This window comes from Escherichia sp. KS167_9B (genome assembly GCF_030295215.1).
GTDB classification, from domain to species: Bacteria; Pseudomonadota; Gammaproteobacteria; order Enterobacterales; family Enterobacteriaceae; genus Escherichia; species Escherichia coli_F.
This window is the reverse complement of the sequence record NZ_AP025754.1, coordinates 2,003,681-2,025,818: the sequence shown is the minus strand read 5'-3', so window position 1 is coordinate 2,025,818 and position 22,138 is coordinate 2,003,681. Positions and strand designations below refer to the sequence as shown.

20 protein-coding genes are annotated in these 22,138 nt (G+C 50.7%); 7 read left to right on the top strand and 13 right to left on the bottom strand.

The window, feature by feature from the left end; genetic code table 11:
• Positions 1-2: 2 nt before the first annotated feature.
• From rsxG to blr, 8 genes are all read right to left on the bottom strand, one after another.
• Entirely contained in the window at positions 3-623 is a 621-nt protein-coding gene (gene rsxG / locus QUE34_RS10105) for an electron transport complex subunit RsxG (RefSeq protein ID WP_000920784.1), read from the bottom strand.
• 3 nt (positions 624-626) lie between these two features.
• A complete protein-coding gene (rsxD, locus tag QUE34_RS10100; RefSeq protein ID WP_032303118.1) occupies positions 627-1,685 on the bottom strand; it encodes an electron transport complex subunit RsxD in 1,059 nt (352 codons plus the stop codon).
• Complete coding sequence (rsxC, locus tag QUE34_RS10095; RefSeq protein WP_032303117.1) at positions 1,686-3,908, bottom strand: electron transport complex subunit RsxC; 2,223 nt, start codon at positions 3,906-3,908, stop codon at positions 1,686-1,688.
• Positions 3,901-4,479 (bottom strand): electron transport complex subunit RsxB, encoded by a 579-nt coding sequence (rsxB, locus tag QUE34_RS10090; protein WP_000991806.1) that lies wholly within the window; start codon positions 4,477-4,479, stop codon positions 3,901-3,903. The genes rsxC and rsxB overlap by 8 nt, the downstream gene beginning before the upstream one ends.
• Entirely contained in the window at positions 4,479-5,060 is a 582-nt protein-coding gene (gene rsxA, locus QUE34_RS10085; protein ID WP_000133193.1) for an electron transport complex subunit RsxA, read from the bottom strand. Before rsxA ends, rsxB begins: the two co-directional genes overlap by 1 nt.
• Positions 5,061-5,136: 76 nt before the next feature.
• A complete protein-coding gene (locus QUE34_RS10080; protein ID WP_001306099.1) occupies positions 5,137-5,577 on the bottom strand; it encodes a DUF2569 domain-containing protein in 441 nt (146 codons plus the stop codon).
• An 85-nt stretch (positions 5,578-5,662) separates the two neighbouring features.
• Complete coding sequence (ydgT, locus tag QUE34_RS10075; RefSeq protein ID WP_000217950.1) at positions 5,663-5,878, bottom strand: transcription modulator YdgT; 216 nt, start codon at positions 5,876-5,878, stop codon at positions 5,663-5,665.
• A 272-nt stretch (positions 5,879-6,150) separates the two neighbouring features.
• A complete protein-coding gene (gene blr, locus QUE34_RS10070) occupies positions 6,151-6,276 on the bottom strand; it encodes a division septum protein Blr (protein WP_024166213.1) in 126 nt (41 codons plus the stop codon).
• 242 nt (positions 6,277-6,518) lie between these two features.
• On the opposite strand from blr, the gene QUE34_RS10065 reads away from it, so the two are divergent.
• Entirely contained in the window at positions 6,519-7,559 is a 1,041-nt protein-coding gene (locus tag QUE34_RS10065) for an oxidoreductase (RefSeq protein ID WP_001282537.1), read from the top strand.
• A 35-nt stretch (positions 7,560-7,594) separates the two neighbouring features.
• Here the strand turns inward: QUE34_RS10065 and add are convergent, their stop codons facing one another.
• The 3 genes from add to malX all read right to left on the bottom strand — a co-directional run bounded on the left by add (position 7,595) and on the right by malX (position 11,474).
• Entirely contained in the window at positions 7,595-8,596 is a 1,002-nt protein-coding gene (gene add, locus QUE34_RS10060) for an adenosine deaminase (protein ID WP_000567509.1), read from the bottom strand.
• 103 nt (positions 8,597-8,699) lie between these two features.
• The gene (malY, locus tag QUE34_RS10055; protein ID WP_103253686.1) at positions 8,700-9,872 is read right to left on the bottom strand and encodes a bifunctional maltose regulon transcriptional repressor/cystathionine beta-lyase MalY; all 1,173 of its coding nucleotides are present in this window, start codon (positions 9,870-9,872) and stop codon (positions 8,700-8,702) included.
• 9 nt (positions 9,873-9,881) lie between these two features.
• On the bottom strand, positions 9,882-11,474 hold the full coding sequence (gene malX, locus QUE34_RS10050; RefSeq protein ID WP_000125609.1) for a PTS maltose transporter subunit IICB: 1,593 nt from the start codon (positions 11,472-11,474) through the stop codon (positions 9,882-9,884).
• A gap of 174 nt (positions 11,475-11,648) precedes the next feature.
• Between malX and malI the strand changes: the two genes are divergently transcribed.
• From malI to uidC, 6 genes are all read left to right on the top strand, one after another.
• Complete coding sequence (malI, locus tag QUE34_RS10045; RefSeq protein WP_000179513.1) at positions 11,649-12,677, top strand: mal regulon transcriptional regulator MalI; 1,029 nt, start codon at positions 11,649-11,651, stop codon at positions 12,675-12,677.
• Positions 12,678-12,788: 111 nt separating this feature from the next.
• Positions 12,789-13,556 (top strand): 7-alpha-hydroxysteroid dehydrogenase, encoded by a 768-nt coding sequence (gene hdhA, locus QUE34_RS10040; protein WP_000483362.1) that lies wholly within the window; start codon positions 12,789-12,791, stop codon positions 13,554-13,556.
• A gap of 220 nt (positions 13,557-13,776) precedes the next feature.
• Positions 13,777-14,367 carry a DNA-binding transcriptional regulator UidR gene (gene uidR, locus QUE34_RS10035; protein ID WP_000969092.1) on the top strand — a complete coding sequence of 197 codons (591 nt, stop codon included), beginning with the start codon at positions 13,777-13,779 and terminating at the stop codon, positions 14,365-14,367.
• 387 nt (positions 14,368-14,754) lie between these two features.
• A complete protein-coding gene (gene uidA, locus QUE34_RS10030) occupies positions 14,755-16,566 on the top strand; it encodes a beta-glucuronidase (protein ID WP_032303115.1) in 1,812 nt (603 codons plus the stop codon).
• Entirely contained in the window at positions 16,563-17,936 is a 1,374-nt protein-coding gene (gene uidB, locus QUE34_RS10025) for a glucuronide transporter (protein WP_001075890.1), read from the top strand. The genes uidA and uidB overlap by 4 nt, the downstream gene beginning before the upstream one ends.
• 38 nt (positions 17,937-17,974) lie before the next feature.
• Positions 17,975-19,240 (top strand): glucuronide uptake porin UidC, encoded by a 1,266-nt coding sequence (gene uidC / locus QUE34_RS10020; RefSeq protein ID WP_103253687.1) that lies wholly within the window; start codon positions 17,975-17,977, stop codon positions 19,238-19,240.
• Positions 19,241-19,284: 44 nt separating this feature from the next.
• Here the strand turns inward: uidC and QUE34_RS10015 are convergent, their stop codons facing one another.
• Positions 19,285-20,793: a YdgA family protein gene (locus tag QUE34_RS10015; RefSeq protein ID WP_001043385.1), complete on the bottom strand. Its 1,509-nt coding sequence runs from the start codon at positions 20,791-20,793 to the stop codon at positions 19,285-19,287.
• A 100-nt stretch (positions 20,794-20,893) separates the two neighbouring features.
• Positions 20,894-22,069, bottom strand: coding sequence for a mannose-6-phosphate isomerase (gene manA, locus QUE34_RS10010; RefSeq protein WP_103253688.1), 1,176 nt, complete (start codon positions 22,067-22,069; stop codon positions 20,894-20,896).
• Positions 22,070-22,138: the final 69 nt, after the last annotated feature.

The window sequence follows — 22,138 nt, the reverse complement described above, 5'->3', positions numbered from 1 at the left end:
CTTTATTCTCCACAGGCAGGAAGTTGAGAAAGTTGTGCCGGTAACGTCTGCGCGTACAATCCGGCGCGTTTTACCGCATTTACCACCGCGCGCGGAGTAATCGTCGCGCCGGTGAACTGGTCGAAATCACCACCATCTTTCTTCACCGCCCAGTGCGCATCATCCGCACCACTGATTTTTTTACCCGCAAAATGGGTGATCCAGTCAGAAAGGCGCAGTTCGATTTTATCGCCAAGCCCTGGCGTTTCGTGGTGCTCTGTCACGCGCGTGCCTAGTACCGTGCCGTTAAAATCGGCTCCCACCAGCAGCTGAATCGCACCAGAATAGCCATCTGGCGCGGTTGCTTCCAGAACGGCGGCTACCGGTTTGTCATCCTGTTTGGCGATGTAAACCCGATGCTCACCTTTACCTAACTCTGGCGCAGTTACCAGATAGCAACTCTGTGCCAGCGCATTGTTATAGCGTTCGGCTGGCAGCACCTGATCAAATAACGCCTTTTGTTGCAGACTGGCCTGTTCAGCAATTGTCGTTTTGGTCATCTGGTTGATGGCCGCAGTTAACCCTGTAGAACCCGCTGCAAATAGTGCCAGTGTAATGCCGTGTTTTCGGATAGTTTTCAGCATGGTTTACCCTTTGCGATGGCCGTAGACGCGCGGACGCGTGTAGTAATCGATCAGAGGAACCGTGATGTTCGCCAGCAGGACGGCAAAAGCCACGCCGTCAGGATAGCCGCCGAAACTGCGGATCAACCAGACTAATAAACCCGCCAGCGCGCCGAAAATAAGACGACCACGATTGGTCGTAGAAGCGGTAACCGGGTCAGTCAAAATAAAGAATGCGCCGAGCATGGTCGCTCCAGACAGCAGATGAATTTGCGGTGCTGCCAGTGTTTCTGGTGAGAACAACCAGCCCAACGTTGCGCATAACGCCAGCGTTACTAAGAAGCTGAGGGGAATATGCCAGCGAATCGCTTTCTGCCATAGCAACCACACGCCGCCAGCCAGCCAGGCGAGATTCACCCATTGCCAGCCTGCACCCGCGAGAATACCGCTGTAGATAGGATATTGCATAATCTGTTCAACCGAATGACCGGCGCGGACAGAGGTTTTGAATGTATCCAGCGGTGTTGCCTGACTTATGCCATCAATACCTAAGCGTAGTGTGTTCATATCATTGCCACTGGTGGTATGACCGCTGAAAATAACCTGTACGGCGTCGACAAAACCAGGGATGTTGACCGCAATGTCATGCGGCGGTAACCAGCTGGTCATCTGCACCGGGAAGGAGATCAGTAAGACCACATAACCAATCATTGCCGGATTAAACGGGTTTTGCCCCAGACCGCCATACAACTGTTTAGCGATGATCACCGCAAACACCGTACCCAGTACGACCATCCACCATGGCGCGAGGGGGGGAATACTTACCGCCAGCAATAAGCCTGTCAGCAATGCTGAGTTATCTTTCAACGTTGCGGCTACTGATTGCTTGCGTAGTTTGAGTACGAGAGCTTCGGCTAACAGAGCACTGACCGACGCCAACAGGATCTGAACGAGAGTACCCCAACCAAAAAACCACAGTTGCGCTGCGATTCCTGGCACGGCTGCGAGCAACACCAACAGCATAATGCGCGATGTTTGGCGCTGGTTATGGGTATAAGGGGAGCTAGCTATTCTGAATACCATTTAGTCCTCGTTTACAACCTTTTGCTGGGCGGCTTTTTTGGCCTGAACGCGGGCAATAGCCGCGGCAACTGCCGCTTTGCGCGGATCAACCTGTTCTTCTGGTACCGCATTAGCCTGTTGCTGTTCCAGCTTGCGTGCTTTGGCGCGGGCAATAGCCGCTTCGACGGCAGCTTTGCGCGGATCAACCTGTTCTTCTGGCTCCGCATTAGCCTGTTGCTGTTCCAGTTTGCGCGCTTTGGCACGGGCAATAGCGGCTTCGACGGCAGCTTTGCGCGGATCGACCTGTTGTTCTGGTTCCGCATTAGCTTGTTGCTGTTCCAGCTTGCGTGCTTTGGCGCGGGCAATAGCCGCTTCAACGGCGGCTTTGCGCGGGTCAACCTGTTCTTCTGGTTCTGCGTTAGCCTGTTGCTGTTCCAGCTTGCGTGCTTTCGCACGGGCAATAGCCGCTTCAACGGCGGCTTTGCGTGGATCGATCTGTTCTTCTGGCTCCGCATTAGCCTGTTGCTGCTCCAGCTTGCGCGCTTTGGCGCGGGCGATAGCGGCTTCAACTGCGGTTTTACGTGGATCAGCAACGGTTGCTGCGTCGTTAGTTTGCTGCAGTTCTGCCTGTTTCGCTCTGGCTTGCGCTTTACGGGCTTCCCGTGCTGCAATAATTGCGCTGTTATCCGGGCGTTCGCCCGCTTTAATCACAATAGGCTGTGTAGCCTGGGCCTGTTTCTCTTTCACCCGCGCCAGAGCGGCAGCAATCGCATCTTTATCTTTGGCTGCAGGTTGAACGGCTGCGCTCTTATGTCGTTCAAGGCGAGCCGCTTTTTCGCGCTCCAGACGAGCCTGGCGCGCTTCGAAACGCGCTTTGGCTTCTGCGGCGCGCTTTTCTTCCTGACGAATAGCCGCAATTTCAGCTTTTTCCTGACGGAAATATTGCACCAGGGGAATATTGCTCGGGCAAACCCACGCGCAAGCCCCACATTCAATGCAGTCGGCAATGTTATGCGTGGTGGCTTTATCGTGTTGCTGACCTTTGCTGAACCAGTACAACTGTTGCGGCAAAAGATCCGCAGGGCAGGCGTCAGCACAGGCGCTACAACGGATGCAACTTTGTTCTTCCTGTGGTTCGCCAAGTTCATTGGCAGAGGGAGCCAACAGACAGTTGGTAATCTTTACGACCGGGACATCCAGCCATGGCAAGGTAAAGCCCATTAGCGGGCCGCCCATAATCACCATTTGATCGGCAGAGGGGCAGAATCCGGCATCATTCAATAAATGACGCACTGGCGTACCCAGCCGTGCCCAGACGTTGCCCGGGCGTGCGATTGCTTCGCCAGTCAGGGTCACGACACGCTCAGTAATCGGTTCGCCATCGATAACGGCACGTTTCACTGCATAAGCAGTGCCGACGTTTTGCATTAATACGCCGATATCGGATGAACGCCCGCCATGTGGAACCTGCTTCCCGGTCAGAATGTAGGTTAATTGTTTAGCACCGCCAGAAGGATATTTGGTTGGAATCACCCGCAGAGAAATATCGTGAGAGTCCGCCAGCACCGCGCGCAGCATGGAAATCGCCTGCGGTTTGTTATCTTCAATGCCGATAAGAATTTCGCGTGGCTGCAGAATATGCGCAAGAATGCGAATACCCTCTACGACCTGAGCCGCGCAATCCTGCATCAAACGGTCATCGGCGGTAATGTACGGCTCGCACTCAGCAGCGTTGATAATCAACGTTTCAATCTTATCTCCGCCGCCCTGCAATTTAACGCCTGTCGGGAATCCCGCACCACCCAGCCCGGCAACACCAAACTGATGAATGCGCTCGATTAACTCTTCGCGACTGCGAGAGCGATAATCGTCCCAGCCGTCGCGCGGGATCCAGCAGTCTTCGCCATCGGCATCAATAATCACGCTTAATTCAGCTAAAGCTGAAGGATGAGCCGTAGAGTGGGGCGCAATAGCCGTAACGGTACCCGAGGTGGGCGCGTGAACTGGCAGCATTTTGCCGCGTCCACGGGTAAGCGGCTGGCCGCGCAGTACTTTATCGCCGACGCTAACGCACAACTCACCTTCAGCGCCAATATGTTGTTTCAGTGGTATGACAAAACGCTGCGCCAGTGGTACCTGGCGCAGGGGCGTACCGTTGGACTGGGTTTTCATCTCCGGTGGATGGATGCCGCCGTTGAAATCCCAGATTTTATTTTTTCTGAATGCAGAGAATAACTTAAGCATGGTGTTCCACGGGAATGATACGCACGGGAATGGTGTTCAGATCCCATTTCCAGGAGTCAGGTGTTTCTGCAACCGGTTGCAACGAGATGCAGTGCGTCGGGCACGGATCAACACATAAATTGCAGCCCGTACAGAGATCACTCATTACCGTATGCATGGCGCGGGTAGCACCAACGATGGCGTCTACCGGACACGCCTGAATACATTTAGTGCAGCCAATACAGTTATTTTCATCAATAAACGCCACCATCCGCGCAGGCGTTAGCTCTTGCGCTTCGCCATCCAGCGGCTGTGGCTCGACATTAAGCAACTCAGCAATTTTTAGCATCACAGCTTCGCCACCTGGGGCGCAGCGGTTAATTTTTTCACCGTTACAGCTGATGGCTTCCGCGTAGGGGCGACAGCCGGGATAACCGCATTGACCACACTGGCTCTGCGGTAAGATTTCGTCAATTTTCTCAACGACCGGATCGTCTTCCACCGCAAAACGGCGGGAGGCATAACCCAGAATGGCGCCAAACGCCAGGCCCAGCAGGCTCACGGCGGCAACGGCAATCCAGATAGCATTCATTACAACTTCACCAAACCACTAAAGCCCATAAAGGCCAGAGACATAAGACCTGCGGTAATTAACGCAATGGCATTACCGCGAAAAGGTGCCGGGACATCAGCCACAGCAAGGCGTTCGCGGATGGCGGCGAAGAGCACCATCACCAGCGAGAAACCGACAGCGGCGGAAAAACCGTACAGCGCCGACTGCAAGAAATTGTGCCCGAGATTGATATTCAGCAACGCCACGCCGAGCACTGCACAGTTGGTGGTGATAAGCGGCAAAAAAATCCCCAGCAGACGGTAAAGCACCGGGCTGGTTTTGCGCACCACCATCTCGGTGAACTGCACAACCACAGCAATCACCAGAATAAACGCCAGGGTGCGCAGGTAAATCAGATTAAGCGGGATCAAAATCCACGTATCGATAAGCCAGGCGCAAATAGACGCCAGCGTCATCACAAACGTTGTAGCCAGCCCCATGCCCATCGCGGTTTCCAGCTTTTTGGAAACCCCCATAAACGGACAGAGACCGAGAAACTTGACCAGTACAAAGTTATTGACCAGTACAGTTCCGACAAACAGTAACAGGTAGTCAGTCATTTTTCGGCCTGAAATAAAAAAGCCGCCTATTATCCGTTAATCCAGAGCAGGCGACAACAGGTTAACTGTAAGGTTATTACGGATTCACAAACGTCGCTTTCACCCGCGACGAGCGTTTAAAATAGGGGACGATCAATGCGGTTGCCAACAAAGTAAACAGTAACTGGCGAACGGCTATGCCATCTTCCACGGGTGAAAAAGCGAACGCTTTTACTGCCAGCAATACGGAAATAAGCAGCCAGATAATATAGTGTTTAGGAACACAACGCCGACGTTTAAAGAAAGCGATGGTCAACCACAGTGTGTAATACCACATGGCGATAGCGGTAATAAAAGAAACGCCCCATAAGATTTGTGTCGTCAGTGCTTGTTCGCCGAGCGTTTGAAATGTTTGCGGAGAAGATAACGCAGCGGTATACAGCAACAACGCCAGCGTCGTACTTAACAGAGCGACTAAAAGCCAGGCTAATGGGCCAAGCAACCAGCCTCCAATACGTTGTGGCGTTGTGGTGGTCATAGGTTCTCCAGAATAGCGACGCAAACAGGCAAATCTAATTTTAGGGGCGTTATTATAAGGCTTTTATAACCGATCGCTACTTTCTTTATTGGACATAGTGCCAGACGGACTTCGGTACCTGGCCGAGGTCAAACAAACGCCCGCCAGAAACCAGCTCTGCGCGACGGTGATCGGCAGCACGATACATATTGATCAGTTCCTGATCGTCCGTCAGGGTGTAATTAAGATGGTCGTAGAGTTTTTCCAGACTTTCGAGTGAACTGATTTTGCGAAATTTTAATAAGTAGTCCTGAACAGTCATAAAAGGTCCATAAAATAATTAATACCAAAGGGGTAGGTATTATTAGTGATGATAAAATTTCACCAAAAGTGAACGTTTGTATTATTACAATAATAAGAATGCGCTGATGGTAAATATTCAGGGATGAAAAACTGCTCTGAAAAGAGTAACGCGCTTTACTATCCCTGACAATCACCAACATCATCGAACAAGATAATAAATTCCTGGTTTAATATCCGACAAGTTAAAACATGCACCCGGTCGGGCAGCATGTCGCTCTACAAGAGTAGAGTTTACTTGTGTTGTACCGTAGCACTCTGTTCAGGTGGCTGATAGTTGTCAATGTGACTCGCCACGCCAAGAAGAATGACTGAAACGACAAGAACGATCCAACCTGTTAATTCAATAAGACGATTCATTACAGCCCACATCTCTGTTGATTGATCCATTAACTTCAGGGGGTAAATGTTACTTAGCAATAATAGCTCCAGCAAGATTTTTACTGAGGTTTTTGCGATATTTAGCTTTTGTCGTTGGAAAATTCGCTATTTTTTTGACTTAAGTTAAACAACATCCCTTATTGCTGGCAGGTTATTAAACTGTTGAGCGAGGGTAAAGGATAGTGTCAAATAGCCATCATACTTCAATGAGAGGCAATGACATGAGCGACAACATCCGTGTTGGGTTGATTGGGTATGGTTATGCGAGCAAAACCTTCCATGCGCCCCTGATTGCGGGCACGCCCGGGCTGGAACTGGCGGTAATCTCCAGCAGCGATGAAACAAAAGTAAAAGCCGACTGGCCAACGGTTACGGTTGTCTCTGAGCCGAAGCATCTGTTTAACGATCCCAACATAGACCTGATTGTCATTCCTACACCCAACGATACCCATTTTCCGTTAGCCAAAGCGGCGCTTGAGGCGGGTAAACATGTGGTCGTTGATAAACCCTTTACCGTGACACTGTCACAAGCGCGAGAGCTGGAAGCGCTGGCAAAAAGCCTGGGGCGTGTGCTGTCTGTATTCCATAACCGTCGCTGGGATAGCGATTTCCTGACGCTAAAAGGTTTGCTCGCGGAAGGCGTACTGGGTGAAGTTGCTTACTTTGAGTCTCATTTTGACCGCTTCCGTCCGCAGGTGCGCGATCGTTGGCGTGAACAGGGCGGCCCTGGCAGCGGTATCTGGTACGATTTAGCACCGCATCTTCTTGATCAGGCCATTACGCTATTTGGTTTACCGGTTAGCATGACGGTAGATTTGGCACAGTTACGGCCCGGAGCGCAGTCGACTGATTATTTCCACGCCATCTTGTCCTATCCGCAGCGGCGAGTCATTTTACACGGCACCATGCTGGCAGCCGCTGAGTCAGCACGTTATATCGTGCATGGATCCCGAGGCAGTTATGTGAAATATGGCCTCGATCCACAGGAAGAACGTCTGAAAAATGGCGAGCGTCTGCCGCAGGAAGACTGGGGCTACGATATGCGTGATGGCGTACTTACCCGCGTGGAAGGTGAGGAACGTGTCGAAGAAACGCTGTTGACGGTGCCGGGGAATTATCCGGCTTACTATGCGGCTATTCGTGATGCGTTAAATGGCGATGGTGAAAATCCGGTTCCGGCAAGTCAGGCAATCCAGGTAATGGAGTTGATTGAGCTGGGCATCGAATCCGCCAAACATCGCGCGACTTTGTGCCTTGCGTGAAAAGGGGATGGTGCAATTAGCACCATCCATTTTTGTTACTTCGCGGCGACTTTTTCTCGCAGTGCGCGTTTTTCCTCTGCGCTGAGGAAAGCCATTTCCAGACCATTAATCTGTGCCTGGCGGATTTGCTCGCGGGATAACCCAGCAGCTGGCGCGGCAACGGTATATTCGTGAATGATATCCACTCCCTGTACGCCGGGATCGTCAGTGTTAATGCTGGCACGAATGCCATGCTCAAGGAACGTTTTCAGCGGATGTGCCGCCAGCTCTGCCACGGTGCTGGTCTGAATATTGGAGGTCAGACAGGATTCAATACCAATTTCCTGCTCGGCGAGAAAATCCATCAGCGCCCGATCTTCAATGGCTTTTACGCCATGTCCAATACGTTCCGCCCCCAGTTCACGAATCGCCTGCCAGATGCTTTCCGGCCCGGCAGCTTCGCCTGCATGGACGGTAATATGCCAGCCCGCATCACGCGCGCGGTTGAAGTGAGAAAGGAACAGACTTCCCGGGAAACCAAGTTCATCACCGGCTAAATCAAGTGCGGTAATCTGGTCACGGTGGGCTAAAAAGGCCTCCAGTTCTTGCTGACAGGCGGCTTCACCGAAGGTCCGGCTCATAATGCCGATAAGCTTCGCCTGCACACCAAAGGTGCGGCAACCTTCACGTACGCCATCGATCACCGCTTCGACAACACCCGCTACAGGCAGCTGATGTGCCATTGCCATGTAGCCTGGTGAAAAACGCAGCTCGACATAGTGCAGGCCGTTACGGGCTGCATCTTCAATGTTTTCAAATGCCACGCGGCGGCAAGCATCAAGAGAGGCGAGAACTTTAACGCCCCAGTCAAGTTTGGTCAGAAAGCTCACAAGATCGGGTTCGTTGGCAATGACCTGAACGTGGGGAATCAGTGTTTCCAGGGATTGTGCAGGAAGCGAGATATTATACTGGCGGCCAAGTTCAAGAATGGTCTGGGGACGAATGTTGCCATCAAGGTGGCGATGGATATCAGTTAATGGCAGGGTGGTATCAATCATGGTCGCACTCTTTTTCTGGATATAAAAGTGCGCACCATTATAAAAACAAAGCAGGGTAAAAATCCACGATTGCGCAACGATTTTTTACGTTGCGCAATTGGGGTTAACGAACAGCGCGGATGGCGTTAATTAATCCAGCAACACCTTTTTCCAGTTTCGAACGCGGGCAGCCGGCATTGAGACGGACAAAACCACGACCTTCTTCACCGTAGGTATACCCCGGCATGATCGCGACCTTCTCTTGCTCGATAAGCGCTTTTTGCAACGCGTTGTCGTCAATATTCAATGGACGTAGATCAAGCCAGGCCAGATAAGTGGATTGCGGGATCTGCCAATTGAGTTCAGGGAACGCGGCGTTCATTTTATCTGCAATATACGTCAGGTTATCTTTCAGATAGACGCGTAAGGCATCCAGCCACGGCGCGCCTTGCTGATAGGCGGCGATATGGGCAGTTAACGCCAGTACTGAAGGGGAAGAAAGGCCATCACGTCCTTTCAGTGCTGATAAATAGGCATCACGGCTGCTGCTATTTTCTATAATCCCGTAAGCACCGGTCAGGGCGGGAATATTGAAACTTTTCGATCCCGACGTTAGCAATGCCCAGTCTCCGCGCGCCACATTACTCCAGGGAATATGCGGCTGCTCGCCCCAAACCATATCCATATGGATTTCATCGGAAATAACCCGCACACCATGACGCTCACACAGGTCAGCCATGATCTCCAGCTCATCGCACGTCCACACTTTCCCGGTAGGATTCTGTGGGCTACACAGGAGCATAATTTTACATTCTGGTTTCGCCAGCACGGCTTCCAGCTTGTCCATATCGCAAAACCAGCCGTCAGGCTGCTTCTCTAAAGCAACGGGCATTACTGTGCGCTGGTTACCTTCAATGGCCTTATAAAATGCGTCATAGGCGGGTGTGTGGATCACCACGCCTTCACCTGTTTCAGACCACTGACGAATCAGTTCTGAAACCATATAGATAACAGAAGGGCCATACACCACCGACTGAGGATCGATGGCGGTGTAATGCTGGGTGGAAAACCAGTGGGCAATAGCCGCGAGAAACTCATCGTTTTTCCAGCGGCTGTAACCAAACACGCCGTGCATCAGGCGCTGATTCAGCGCCTCGATAATGCAGGGGGCAGTGGCAAAATCCATGTCTGAAATCGTGAACGGTAACAGGTCAGCAGTGCCGAAACGGTCAGCGACATAATCCCACTGCGTACACCATGTGCCATGACGATCCACGACCTTTGAAAAATCGAACATATCTTATCCTTATGCCTGAACAGTATGCATCAGACCGGCCATTTCATCTTTTACTGACTGAACTTGTGGCCCGATAACAACCTGCAGGTTATGTTGATTAAGTTGTACTACGCCAATTGCCCGATTGTCCTTCAGTGCCTGCACATTAACAAGCGACATATCTTTCACAGACAAACGCAGACGGGTAATGCAGTTATCGAGGCTGACAATATTGTCGGCACCGCCTAAGGCTTCGAGGATTGCCGGAACGTTGTAACCTGATTTACCCGGTGCACCGGCAACGGCTTTTTCGATTGAGCTGGCAACTTCGCTATCGCGCCCCGGGGTTTTCAGATTGAAGCGGGTGATAGCGAAACGGAAGATGACGTAGTAAACGACAAACCAGATTGCCGCCACCACTGGCACCATGTACCACTTGGTTGACAGACCATGCAAAATACCGAACACCACGAAGTCGATGATATTGCCGTCGGTATTACCGATGGTGACGCCGAGCACAGACATGACGGTGAAGCCGAGGCCGGTTAACAGCGCGTGGATGACATACAGAACTGGCGCTACGAACAGGAACAGGAATTCCAGCGGTTCGGTCGTGCCGCCAACGACACAGGCGATCAGGCCAGAAATCAGCAGCCCTTTAATTTTATGGCGATTTTCCGGGCGCGCGCAGTGATACATAGCTAACGCTGCACCTGGCAGACCGCCGAGAAACGCAGGCATTTTGCCTTGCGAAAGGAAACGCGTGGCGCTTTCAGAAAAACCGTGAGTGGTCGGGCAACTCAATTGCGCCTGGAAGATGGTCAGTGCGCCGCTGACGGTTTGACCGCAGACTTCCTGCGTGCCGCCTGCGTCGGTAAAGCGAATTAATGCCACCAGAATGTGATGCAGACCAAACGGCAACAGCAGACGTTCACCGGTACCAAACAGCATCGGTCCGAAATCACCCGCGCTGTTTATCATATGGCCCAAGCCGCTAATACCCATGGCGAAAATCGGCCAGACTAATGGAATCACCAGACCGACAAGGCCCATTACCAGTGAGGAGATGATTGGCACGAAGCGCGTACCGCCGAAGAATGCCAGCGCATCCGGCAGGCGGATATTATGGAAACGCTCATGGAGCATCCAGACGATAATACCGGCGATCACCGCACCGAGGATCCCTGTATCGATCGACTGGATCCCAAGAATGCTCTGAATGTTATTGGCTTTCAGAACCGCGGCGTCCGTGGTTGGCAGAATGCCTTTATTGGTCAACCAGAAGTTTACCGCGAGATTCATTACCGCATAACCGACAAAGCCAGCAAATGCCGCTACACCTTTGTTTTCGCGTGCCAGGCCCAGCGGGATGGCGATACAGAACATGACTGGCAGGAAACTAAAAGCAAACGAGCCAATCTTACTCATCCAGGTAAAGATAGCCTGCAACACGGGGTTGCCCAGGACCGGGATCAGGGTGATGACATCATGGCTGCTAAGAGAACTACCAATGCCGAGCATAATGCCGCAGAACGACAATAATGCCACGGGTAACATGAAGGTTTTGCCTAACTGCTGGAAGAACTCCCACAGCGTGACTTTCGGTGCTGTTTTCGCCGTCATAAAACGACTCCTCGTAGAGAACAATCTGGATTCAGTAAATTGCGCGAGAAGATAAAACGTTTTATCAAATTTTAGTGAGGCATAAATCACATTACGCAACGATAATAGCGGGTATAAGATAAATAAAAGGTAAAACGTTTTATCTGTCACATAATCAGGGAGTAGGTCATCTGCATGGCTACCGCCAAAAAAATAACCATTCATGATGTTGCGCTGGCTGCGGGCGTGTCGGTAAGTACCGTTTCGCTGGTGCTAAGTGGCAAAGGGCGAATCTCTACCGCCACAGGAGAACGTGTTAACGCCGCCATTGAAGAGCTGGGATTTGTGCGCAATCGTCAGGCGTCGGCGCTGCGCGGCGGGCAAAGCGGCGTCATTGGTTTGATCGTCCGTGATTTATCTGCGCCGTTTTACGCCGAATTAACGGCCGGATTGACGGAAGCTCTGGAAGCGCAGGGACGGATGGTTTTTTTGCTTCACGGCGGTAAAGACGGCGAGCAGCTGGCACAACGGTTTTCACTGTTACTGAATCAGGGGGTCGATGGTGTGGTAATTGCCGGGGCTGCAGGAAGCAGCGATGACCTGCGACGGATGGCAGAAGAAAAAGCTATCCCGGTGATTTTCGCTTCCCGTGCCAGTTATCTTGATGACGTTGATACGGTTCGCCCGGACAACATGCAGGCTGCACAGTTGTTGACGGAGCATCTCATTCGCAATGGGCATCAGCGTATCGCCTGGCTGGGAGGGCAAAGTTCCTCATTAACCCGGGCAGAACGGGTGGGGGGCTATTGTGCGACTCTACTAAAATTTGGCCTGCCGTTTCACAGCGATTGGGTGCTGGAGTGCACTTCCAGCCAGAAGCAAGCCGCGGAAGCTATCACGGCGCTTTTACGTCATAACCCGACCATCAGCGCCGTGGTTTGCTATAACGAAACTATTGCGATGGGGGCATGGTTTGGTTTGCTGAAAGCAGGGAGGCAAAGCGGGGAAAGCGGAGTCGATCGTTACTTTGAGCAACAGGTTTCGTTGGCGGCATTTACCGATGCAACGCCAACCACACTTGATGATATACCCGTTACCTGGGCCAGCACGCCAGCGCGGGAACTTGGTACCACACTTGCGGATCGCATGATGCAAAAAATCACCCATGAAGAGACGCATTCACGCAATCTTATTATTCCCGCCCGGCTCATTGCGGCGAAATAATCCTCTCTTTATCTGCTATACCTGGTAGTGTCCTTTCCTCAAGGTTAATGATAAAAAATGTGGCACACAGGCGGTGCCTTTTATTTTTACTGAAGTTCACAGGAGGTTTATGTGTTTAATTCTGACAACCTGAGACTCGACGGAAAATGCGCCATCATTACAGGTGCGGGTGCAGGTATTGGTAAAGAAATCGCCATTACATTCGCGACAGCTGGCGCATCTGTGGTGGTCAGTGATATTAACGCCGATGCAGCTAATCATGTTGTAGATGAAATTCAACAACTGGGTGGTCAGGCATTTGCCTGCCGCTGCGATATTACTTCCGAACAGGAACTCTCTGCACTGGCAGACTTTGCCGTCAGTAAGCTGGGTAAAGTTGATATTCTGGTTAACAACGCCGGTGGCGGTGGTCCTAAACCGTTTGATATGCCAATGGCGGATTTTCGCCGTGCTTATGAACTGAATGTGTTTTCTTTTTTCCATCTGTCACAACTTGTTGCGCCAGAAATGGAAAAAAATGGCGGTGGCGTTATTCTGACCATCACTTCTATGGCGGCAGAAAATAAAAATATCAACATGACCTCCTATGCGTCATCTAAAGCTGCGGCCAGTCATCTGGTCAGAAATATGGCGTTTGACCTGGGTGAAAAAAATATTCGGGTGAATGGCATTGCGCCGGGGGCAATATTAACCGATGCCCTGAAATCCGTTATTACACCAGAAATTGAACAAAAAATGTTACAGCACACGCCGATCAGACGTCTGGGCCAACCGCAAGATATTGCTAACGCGGCGCTATTCCTTTGCTCGCCTGCAGCCAGCTGGGTAAGCGGACAAATTCTCACCGTCTCCGGTGGTGGGGTACAGGAGCTCAATTAATACACTAACGGACCGGTAAACAACCGTCCGTGTTGTTTACCGGGATAAACTCATCAACGTCTCTGCTAAACAACTGGCAACCAAATCACGGATATTGGTTAACCAATTTACGAGTGAAAAGTATACGAATAGAGTGTGCCTTCGCACTATTCAACAGCAATGATAGGCGCTCACCTGACAACGCGGTAAACTAGTTATTCACGCTAACTATAATGGTTTAATGATGGATAACATGCAGACTGAAGCACAACCGACACGGACCCGGATCCTCAATGCTGCCAGAGAGATTTTTTCAGAAAATGGATTTCACAGTGCCTCGATGAAAGCCATCTGTAAATCTTGCGCCATTAGTCCCGGGACGCTCTATCACCATTTCATCTCCAAAGAAGCCTTGATTCAGGCGATTATCTTACAGGACCAGGAGAGGGCGCTGGCCCGTTTCCGGGAACCGATTGAAGGGATTCATTTCGTTGACTATATGGTCGAGTCTATTGTCTCTCTCACCCATGAGGCCTTTGGGCAACGGGCGCTGGTGGTCGAAATTATGGCGGAAGGGATGCGTAACCCACAGGTCGCCGCCATGCTTAAAAATAAGCATATGACGATCACGGAATTTGTTGCCCAGCGGATGCGTGATGCCCAGCAAAAAGGCGAGATAAGCCCAGACATCAACACGGCAATGACTTCACGTTTACTGCTGGATCTGACCTACGGTGTACTGGCCGATATCGAAGCGGAAGATCTGGCGCGTGAAGCGTCGTTTGCTCAGGGATTACGCGCGATGATTGGCGGTATCTTAACCGCATCCTGATCCTCTCTCTTTCCGCGGGCTGGTGACAACTGAGCCCGCGTTTCATATCGTAATTTCTCTGTGCAAAAATCATCCTCCCAGGGATCGGAGAATCCCACCTAAATATTCATCTTAGCAATATATCATGAGGGTTTATCGCTCCCAATATGTTCGAACGAACGTTCGATTGCTTATTTTGTGGCTTCTGTCAACGCTGTTTTAAAGATTAATGCGATCAATATCACGCTGTGGGTATTGCAGTTTTTGGTTTTTTGATCGCGGTGTCAGTTCTTTTTATTTCCATTTCTCTTCCATGGGTTTCTCACAGATAACTGTGTGCAACACAGAATTGGTTAACTAATCAGATTAAAGGTTGACCAGTATTTTTATCTTAATGAGGAGTCCCTTATGTTACGTCCTGTAGAAACCCCAACCCGTGAAATCAAAAAACTCGACGGCCTGTGGGCATTCAGTCTGGATCGCGAAAACTGTGGAATTGATCAGCGTTGGTGGGAAAGCGCGTTACAAGAAAGCCGGGCAATTGCTGTGCCGGGCAGTTTTAACGATCAGTTCGCCGATGCAGATATTCGTAATTATGTGGGCAACGTCTGGTATCAGCGCGAAGTCTTTATACCGAAAGGTTGGGCAGGCCAGCGTATCGTGCTGCGTTTCGATGCGGTCACTCATTACGGCAAAGTGTGGGTAAATAATCAGGAAGTGATGGAGCATCAGGGCGGCTATACGCCATTTGAAGCCGATGTCACGCCGTATGTTATTGCCGGGAAAAGTGTACGTATCACTGTTTGTGTGAACAACGAACTGAACTGGCAGACTATCCCGCCGGGAATGGTGATTACCGACGAAAACGGCAAGAAAAAGCAGTCTTACTTTCATGATTTCTTTAACTACGCCGGGATCCATCGCAGCGTAATGCTCTACACCACGCCGAATACCTGGGTGGACGATATCACCGTGGTGACGCATGTCGCGCAAGACTGTAACCACGCGTCTGTTGACTGGCAGGTGGTGGCAAATGGTGATGTCAGCGTTGAACTGCGTGATGCGGATCAACAGGTGGTTGCAACTGGACAAGGCACCAGCGGGACTTTGCAAGTGGTGAATCCGCACCTCTGGCAACCGGGTGAAGGTTATCTCTATGAACTGTGCGTCACAGCCAAAAGCCAGACAGAGTGTGATATCTACCCGCTGAGCGTCGGCATCCGGTCAGTGGCAGTGAAGGGCGAGCAGTTCCTGATTAACCACAAACCGTTCTATTTTACTGGCTTTGGTCGTCATGAAGATGCGGATTTGCGTGGCAAAGGATTCGATAACGTGCTGATGGTGCACGATCACGCATTAATGGACTGGATTGGGGCCAACTCCTACCGTACCTCGCATTACCCTTACGCTGAAGAGATGCTCGACTGGGCAGATGAACATGGCATCGTGGTGATTGATGAAACTGCAGCTGTAGGCTTTAACCTCTCTTTAGGCATTGGTTTCGAAGCGGGCAACAAGCCGAAAGAACTGTACAGCGAAGAGGCAGTCAACGGAGAAACCCAGCAGGCGCACTTACAGGCGATTAAAGAGCTGATTGCGCGTGACAAAAACCACCCAAGCGTGGTGATGTGGAGTATTGCCAACGAACCGGATACCCGTCCGCAAGGTGCACGGGAATATTTCGCGCCACTGGCGGAAGCAACGCGTAAACTCGACCCGACGCGTCCGATCACCTGCGTCAATGTAATGTTCTGCGACGCTCACACCGATACCATCAGCGATCTCTTTGATGTGCTGTGTCTGAACCGTTATTACGGTTGGTATGTCCAAAGCGGCGATTTGGAAACGGCAGAGAAGGTACTGGAAAAAGAACTGCTGGCCTGGCAGGAGAAACTGCATCAGCCGATTATCATCACCGAATACGGCGTGGATACGTTAGCCGGGCTGCACTCAATGTACACCGACATGTGGAGTGAAGAGTATCAGTGTGCATGGCTGGATATGTATCACCGCGTCTTTGATCGAGTCAGCGCCGTCGTCGGTGAACAGGTATGGAATTTCGCCGATTTTGCGACCTCACAAGGCATATTGCGCGTTGGCGGTAACAAGAAAGGGATCTTCACCCGCGACCGCAAACCGAAGTCGGCGGCTTTTCTGCTGCAAAAACGCTGGACTGGCATGAACTTCGGTGAAAAACCGCAGCAGGGAGGCAAACAATGAATCAACAACTCTCCTGGCGCACCATCGTCGGCTACAGCCTCGGTGACGTCGCCAATAACTTCGCCTTCGCAATGGGGGCGCTCTTCCTGTTGAGTTACTACACCGACGTCGCTGGCGTCGGTGCCGCTGCGGCGGGCACCATGCTGTTACTGGTGCGGGTATTCGATGCCTTCGCCGACGTCTTTGCCGGACGAGTGGTGGACAGTGTGAATACCCGCTGGGGAAAATTCCGCCCGTTTTTACTCTTCGGTACTGCGCCGTTAATGATCTTCAGTGTGCTGGTATTCTGGGTGCCGACCGACTGGAGCCATAGCAGCAAAGTAGTGTATGCATATTTGACCTACATGGGCCTCGGGCTTTGCTACAGCCTGGTGAATATTCCTTATGGTTCACTTGCTACCGCGATGACCCAACAACCACAATCCCGCGCCCGTCTGGGCGCGGCTCGCGGGATTGCCGCTTCATTGACCTTTGTCTGTCTGGCATTTCTGATAGGACCGAGCATTAAGAACTCCAGTCCGGAAGAGATGGTGTCGGTATACCATTTCTGGACGATTGTGCTGGCGATTGCCGGAATGGTGCTTTACTTCATCTGCTTCAAATCGACGCGTGAGAATGTGGTACGTATCGTGGCGCAGCCGTCATTGAAGATCAGTCTGCAAACCCTGAAACGGAATCGCCCGCTGTTTATGTTGTGCATCGGTGCGCTGTGTGTGCTGATTTCGACCTTCGCGGTCAGCGCCTCGTCGTTGTTCTACGTGCGCTATGTGTTAAATGATACCGGGCTGTTCACTGTGCTGGTACTGGTGCAAAACCTGGTCGGTACTGTGGCATCGGCACCGCTGGTGCCGGGGATGGTCGCGAGGATCGGTAAAAAGAATACCTTCCTGATTGGCGCTTTGCTGGGAACCTGCGGTTATCTGCTGTTCTTCTGGGTTTCGGTCTGGTCACTGCCGGTGGCGTTGGTTGCGTTGGCCATCGCTTCAATTGGTCAGGGCGTTACCATGACCGTGATGTGGGCACTGGAAGCTGATACTGTAGAATACGGTGAATACCTGACCGGCGTGCGAATAGAAGGGCTCACCTATTCACTATTCTCATTTACCCGTAAATGCGGTCAGGCAATCGGAGGTTCAATTCCTGCCTTTATTTTGGGATTAAGCGGATATATTGCCAATCAGGTGCAAACGCCGGAAGTTATTATGGGCATCCGCACATCAATTGCCTTAGTACCTTGCGGATTTATGCTGCTGGCATTCGTCATTATCTGGTTTTATCCTCTCACGGATAAAAAATTCAAAGAAATCGTGGTTGAAATTGATAATCGTAAAAAAATGCAGCAGCAATTAATCAGCGATATCACTAATTAATATTCAATAAAAATAATCAGAACATCAAAGGTGCAACTATGAGAAAAATAGTGGCCATGGCCGTTATTTGCCTGACGGCTGCCTCTGGCCTTACCTCTGCTTACGCGGCGCAACTGGCTGACGATGAAGCGGGACTACGCATCAGACTGAAAAACGAATTGCGCAGGGCGGATAAGCCCAGTGCTGGCGCGGGAAGAGATATTTACGCATGGGTACAGGGAGGATTGCTCGATTTCAATAGTGGTTATTATTCCAATATTATTGGCGTTGAAGGCGGGGCGTATTATGTTTATAAATTAGGTGCTCGTGCTGATATGAGTACCCGGTGGTATCTTGATGGTGATAAAAGTTTTGGCTTTGCCTTGGGTGCAGTAAAAATAAAACACAGTGAAAATAGCCTGCTTAAATTAGGTCGCTTCGGGACGGATTATAGTTATGGTAGCTTACCTTATCGTATTCCGTTAATTGCTGGCAGTTCGCAACGTACATTACCGACAGTTTCTGAAGGAGCATTAGGTTACTGGGCTTTAACGCCAAATATTGATCTGTGGGGAATGTGGCGGTCACGAGTATTTTTATGGACCGATTCAACAACCGGTATTCGTGATGAAGGGGTTTATAACAGCCAGACGGGAAAATACGATAAACATCGCGCACGTTCTTTTTTAGCCGCCAGTTGGCATGATGATACCAGTCGCTATTCTCTGGGGGCATCGGTACAGAAAGATGTTTCCAATCAGATACAAAGTATTCTCGAGAAAAGCATACCGCTCGACCCGAATTATACGTTGAAAGGGGAGTTGCTCGGCTTTTACGCGCAACTCGAAGGTTTAAGTCGTAATACCAGCCAGCCCAATGAAACGGCGTTGGTTAGTGGACAATTGACCTGGAATGCGCCGTGGGGAAGTGTATTTGGCAGTGGTGGTTATTTGCGCCATGCAATGAATGGTGCCGTGGTGGACACCGACATTGGCTATCCCTTTTCATTAAGTCTTGATCGTAACCGTGAAGGAATGCAGTCCTGGCAATTGGGCGTCTATTATCGTTTAACTCCGCAATTTACGCTGACATTTGCACCGATTGTGACTCGCGGCTATGAATCCAGTAAACGAGATGTGCGGATTGAAGGCGCGGGTATCTTAGGTGGTATGAACTATCGGGTCAGCGAAGGGCCGTTACAAGGGATGAATTTCTTTCTTGCTGCCGATAAAGGGCGGGAAAAGCGCGATGGCAGTACACTGGGCGATCACCTGAATTACTGGGATGTGAAAATGAGTATTCAGTATGACTTTATGCTGAAGTAAGAAAAAACGCCGGAGAGAAAAATCTCCGGCATTTTGGCTGTGAATTACTGCTGCGGAATAGCGGGTACAGCCGGAACGTTTAATGCCGGCATCGCAAACATGCCAACAAAATCTTCCAGTGGCATTTTCTGCCCGTTTAACGTGATCTGACCGTTAGCATATTGCAGGCTGGTGGTGATGGTATTGTCCTGCAAGGTGGTCAGACGGAACATCTGCCCCATTGCTGATGCACCTTCAACTTGCTGTTTCGCCAGTTTTTTCGCTTGATCTTCCTGATAACCTTCCAGCTTCGCTACCTGAGTCATCAACTCAGTTGCCATATCCACCGGAATGGTCAGTTTCGCATCCAGAGATTTAACCGAGCGGTCTACTTCCTGTGCCAGCGTTTGCGGCGCTTCTTTTGTCGTTGCCGGATCTTTCAGGAACAGCGACAGATTCAACGCACTTTCACCCTGACTGTTTTTCCAGCTTAACGGCGCGATAGTAATCACCGGATCGCCTTTCAACATCAGCGGCAGGGCGCTAAAGAAGGCTTCCGTCACTTTCTCCTGATAAAGTTCGGGATTGTTGGCAATCTCTGGCTGTGCCAGAAGCGCCTGAGTTTGCGCGTTATATTGCTGACTAAACTGATGCCAGGCTTCGCCATCAATCTGGCCGACTTTTAAAGTCAGCTTGCCGCTGCCCAGATCCTGATTCTGTACCTTAAGGCTATTTAGCGAGTAATCCAGTTGGCTATTGATCGTTTTACCGTCATTGACCAGATCCGATTTACCGCTGATCTCCATGCCTTCCAGCAGTGCCAGTTCTTTGCCTTCCACTGAAATGGTCATTTTCTCCAGCGACAGTTTTTGGTTTCCTACGCGCTCACCAAAACTTGCCAGCGTGCTGGAACCGTCGGTTTTCAGATTATTAAAGGTCAACTGCACTTTCTGGTTGTATTCGTTAACCGCGTCTATCCGACCACTTTGCGCCTCCCCTGAAAGGGAGATAGTTTTACCGTCTCTGTCAGCATTTAACTGGAACTCGCCGCCGCTAAAGGCGACTTTTTCATCCTTTTGCTCGTAATTCAGTGGCTTGAGCGAAATATCGGAACTGGAATCACCGCTATAACCAATGCGGGAGTTAATCTCAAAAGGCGTTTCACCCTTTGCCATATCAAACAGTGGCTTGCTTACTTCGTTATTGACCAGCGTGGTTTGAATTGATGCCATAGACGGGATCAGGTTCAGTTTTTTAAGCTGGGCAAAGGGGAAGGGGCCATGATCAACTGATTCGTTGAAGATGACGCTCTGACCACTTTTAATCCACGGATTTTCTTTTCCGGCAACGGGTTTCACCAACAGCTGCAACTGGCTGCTGAATACGCCGCGATGATAGTTTTGATAACTTACTTCCAGGTTGGATTCAGGAGCTGTCAGTTTGAGTTGCGCGTTCGCCTGCGCGACCATGTCTTCGAGATGGGTTTCTATCTTCTTGCCTGTATACCATGCGCCGCCTGTCCAGACTACGCCTAGCGCAACAATGACGCCTACCGCTACCAGCGATTTATTCATAATGATTATCCATAAAATGAAATCAGGCGGACTGGCCGCCTGAAGGTGTTATAAGCCTTTAATAAGCTTAGCAAGAGATGTTAATTTTTTCAGTAAGCTCTTACAGCTTGTTGTAAACACGCGCTAAACGGCCGTGGCCTTTGACAGTCACCGGTGATTCGTTGGCGGCAATAAACGCTGATTCACCCGGTTTAAGCTGTAACTGCTGAGAACCTTTACACAGCGTTGCATCGCCTTCGACGCAGAACAAAATGGCGGCACTCTGCTGGCTGATGGTGGTTTCTTCTTCGCTAAGGTCATGCAGCGAGAAGGCAAAATCATCCACCGGAATCGGGAAGTCCAGTTCTGCACCTTGTTTCACTGGCTGGGTCAACAACTGGTTAGCCGGTTTGGCTTCGAACTTCACGTTGGCAACCAGTTCCGGAATATCAATATATTTAGGCGTCAGACCCGCACGCAGCACGTTATCGGAGTTCGCCATCACTTCCAGCGCCACGCCTTGCAGGTAAGCGTGCGGCGTTTCAGCGAACAGGAACATCGCTTCGCCAGGATTCAATTTCACCACATTCAGCAACAGCGGGGAGAACAGACCGCTGTCATCCGGGTAAAATTCAGAAATTAAACGAATCGTTTGCCACGGTTCACCCTGCTGACTGTCGAGCGCCGATTTTAAAATCGCCAGCGCGCGGGATTTTTCTTCCCCCTGCATATTCAGCAGGCTGGCGAACAGTTCGCTTAAACGTTCGGCATCAGGCTGTTGTAAAAAGTGAGCAATCGCCGGATGTGCACCTGCGACTGGCTGGAGTAGGGAGACAATCTCGGAAAACTCACGAAACGCGTTCATCGCAAGGAAAGGCGTCAGCGCAAAAACCAGCTCCGGCTTGTGGTTAGGATCTTTATAGTTACGCTCAGCGGCATCCATCGGAATACCTGCAGCATTTTCTTTGGCAAAACCGATTTCAGAATTGCGTTTGTTTGGATGAACCTGAATGGAGAGCGGCTGTGCTGCGCATAATACTTTGAACAGGAAAGGCAGTTCGCCAAAGCGTTTGGCAACGGCCTCTCCGAGCAGAGTCGATTTATCACTCTCAATCACATCACGCAGTGAAACGATATCTCCGGCGGCATTCTGCACTCGTGAACTGCTTTTCGGATGTGCGCCCATCCACAGCTCGGCCATCGGCTGGCTGGACGGATTTTCCATACCATAAAGTTCAGTCAACGCCGTTTTGCTGCCCCAGGCATAGTTTTGCACTGAGTTAATGAGTTTTTGCATGATCAATCCCTGTTTTAATGTGGAAATTAATCCCGCTATTAAAGCAAGAATCCTACGGGAAGTAACCTG

Excerpts from the sequence above, each read along its gene's own strand:
- rsxG (WP_000920784.1), bottom strand. The coding sequence starts at position 623 with ATGCTGAAAACTATCCGAAAACACGGCATTACACTGGCACTATTTGCA.
- rsxD (WP_032303118.1), bottom strand. The coding sequence starts at position 1,685 with ATGGTATTCAGAATAGCTAGCTCCCCTTATACCCATAACCAGCGCCAA.
- rsxC (WP_032303117.1), bottom strand. The coding sequence starts at position 3,908 with ATGCTTAAGTTATTCTCTGCATTCAGAAAAAATAAAATCTGGGATTTC.
- rsxB (WP_000991806.1), bottom strand. The coding sequence starts at position 4,479 with ATGAATGCTATCTGGATTGCCGTTGCCGCCGTGAGCCTGCTGGGCCTG.
- rsxA (WP_000133193.1), bottom strand. The coding sequence starts at position 5,060 with ATGACTGACTACCTGTTACTGTTTGTCGGAACTGTACTGGTCAATAAC.
- QUE34_RS10080 (WP_001306099.1), bottom strand. The coding sequence starts at position 5,577 with ATGACCACCACAACGCCACAACGTATTGGAGGCTGGTTGCTTGGCCCA.
- ydgT (WP_000217950.1), bottom strand. The coding sequence starts at position 5,878 with ATGACTGTTCAGGACTACTTATTAAAATTTCGCAAAATCAGTTCACTC.
- blr (WP_024166213.1), bottom strand. The coding sequence starts at position 6,276 with ATGAATCGTCTTATTGAATTAACAGGTTGGATCGTTCTTGTCGTTTCA.
- QUE34_RS10065 (WP_001282537.1), top strand. The coding sequence starts at position 6,519 with ATGAGCGACAACATCCGTGTTGGGTTGATTGGGTATGGTTATGCGAGC.
- add (WP_000567509.1), bottom strand. The coding sequence starts at position 8,596 with ATGATTGATACCACCCTGCCATTAACTGATATCCATCGCCACCTTGAT.
- malY (WP_103253686.1), bottom strand. The coding sequence starts at position 9,872 with ATGTTCGATTTTTCAAAGGTCGTGGATCGTCATGGCACATGGTGTACG.
- malX (WP_000125609.1), bottom strand. The coding sequence starts at position 11,474 with ATGACGGCGAAAACAGCACCGAAAGTCACGCTGTGGGAGTTCTTCCAG.
- malI (WP_000179513.1), top strand. The coding sequence starts at position 11,649 with ATGGCTACCGCCAAAAAAATAACCATTCATGATGTTGCGCTGGCTGCG.
- uidR (WP_000969092.1), top strand. The coding sequence starts at position 13,777 with ATGATGGATAACATGCAGACTGAAGCACAACCGACACGGACCCGGATC.
- uidA (WP_032303115.1), top strand. The coding sequence starts at position 14,755 with ATGTTACGTCCTGTAGAAACCCCAACCCGTGAAATCAAAAAACTCGAC.
- uidB (WP_001075890.1), top strand. The coding sequence starts at position 16,563 with ATGAATCAACAACTCTCCTGGCGCACCATCGTCGGCTACAGCCTCGGT.
- uidC (WP_103253687.1), top strand. The coding sequence starts at position 17,975 with ATGAGAAAAATAGTGGCCATGGCCGTTATTTGCCTGACGGCTGCCTCT.
- QUE34_RS10015 (WP_001043385.1), bottom strand. The coding sequence starts at position 20,793 with ATGAATAAATCGCTGGTAGCGGTAGGCGTCATTGTTGCGCTAGGCGTA.
- manA (WP_103253688.1), bottom strand. The coding sequence starts at position 22,069 with ATGCAAAAACTCATTAACTCAGTGCAAAACTATGCCTGGGGCAGCAAA.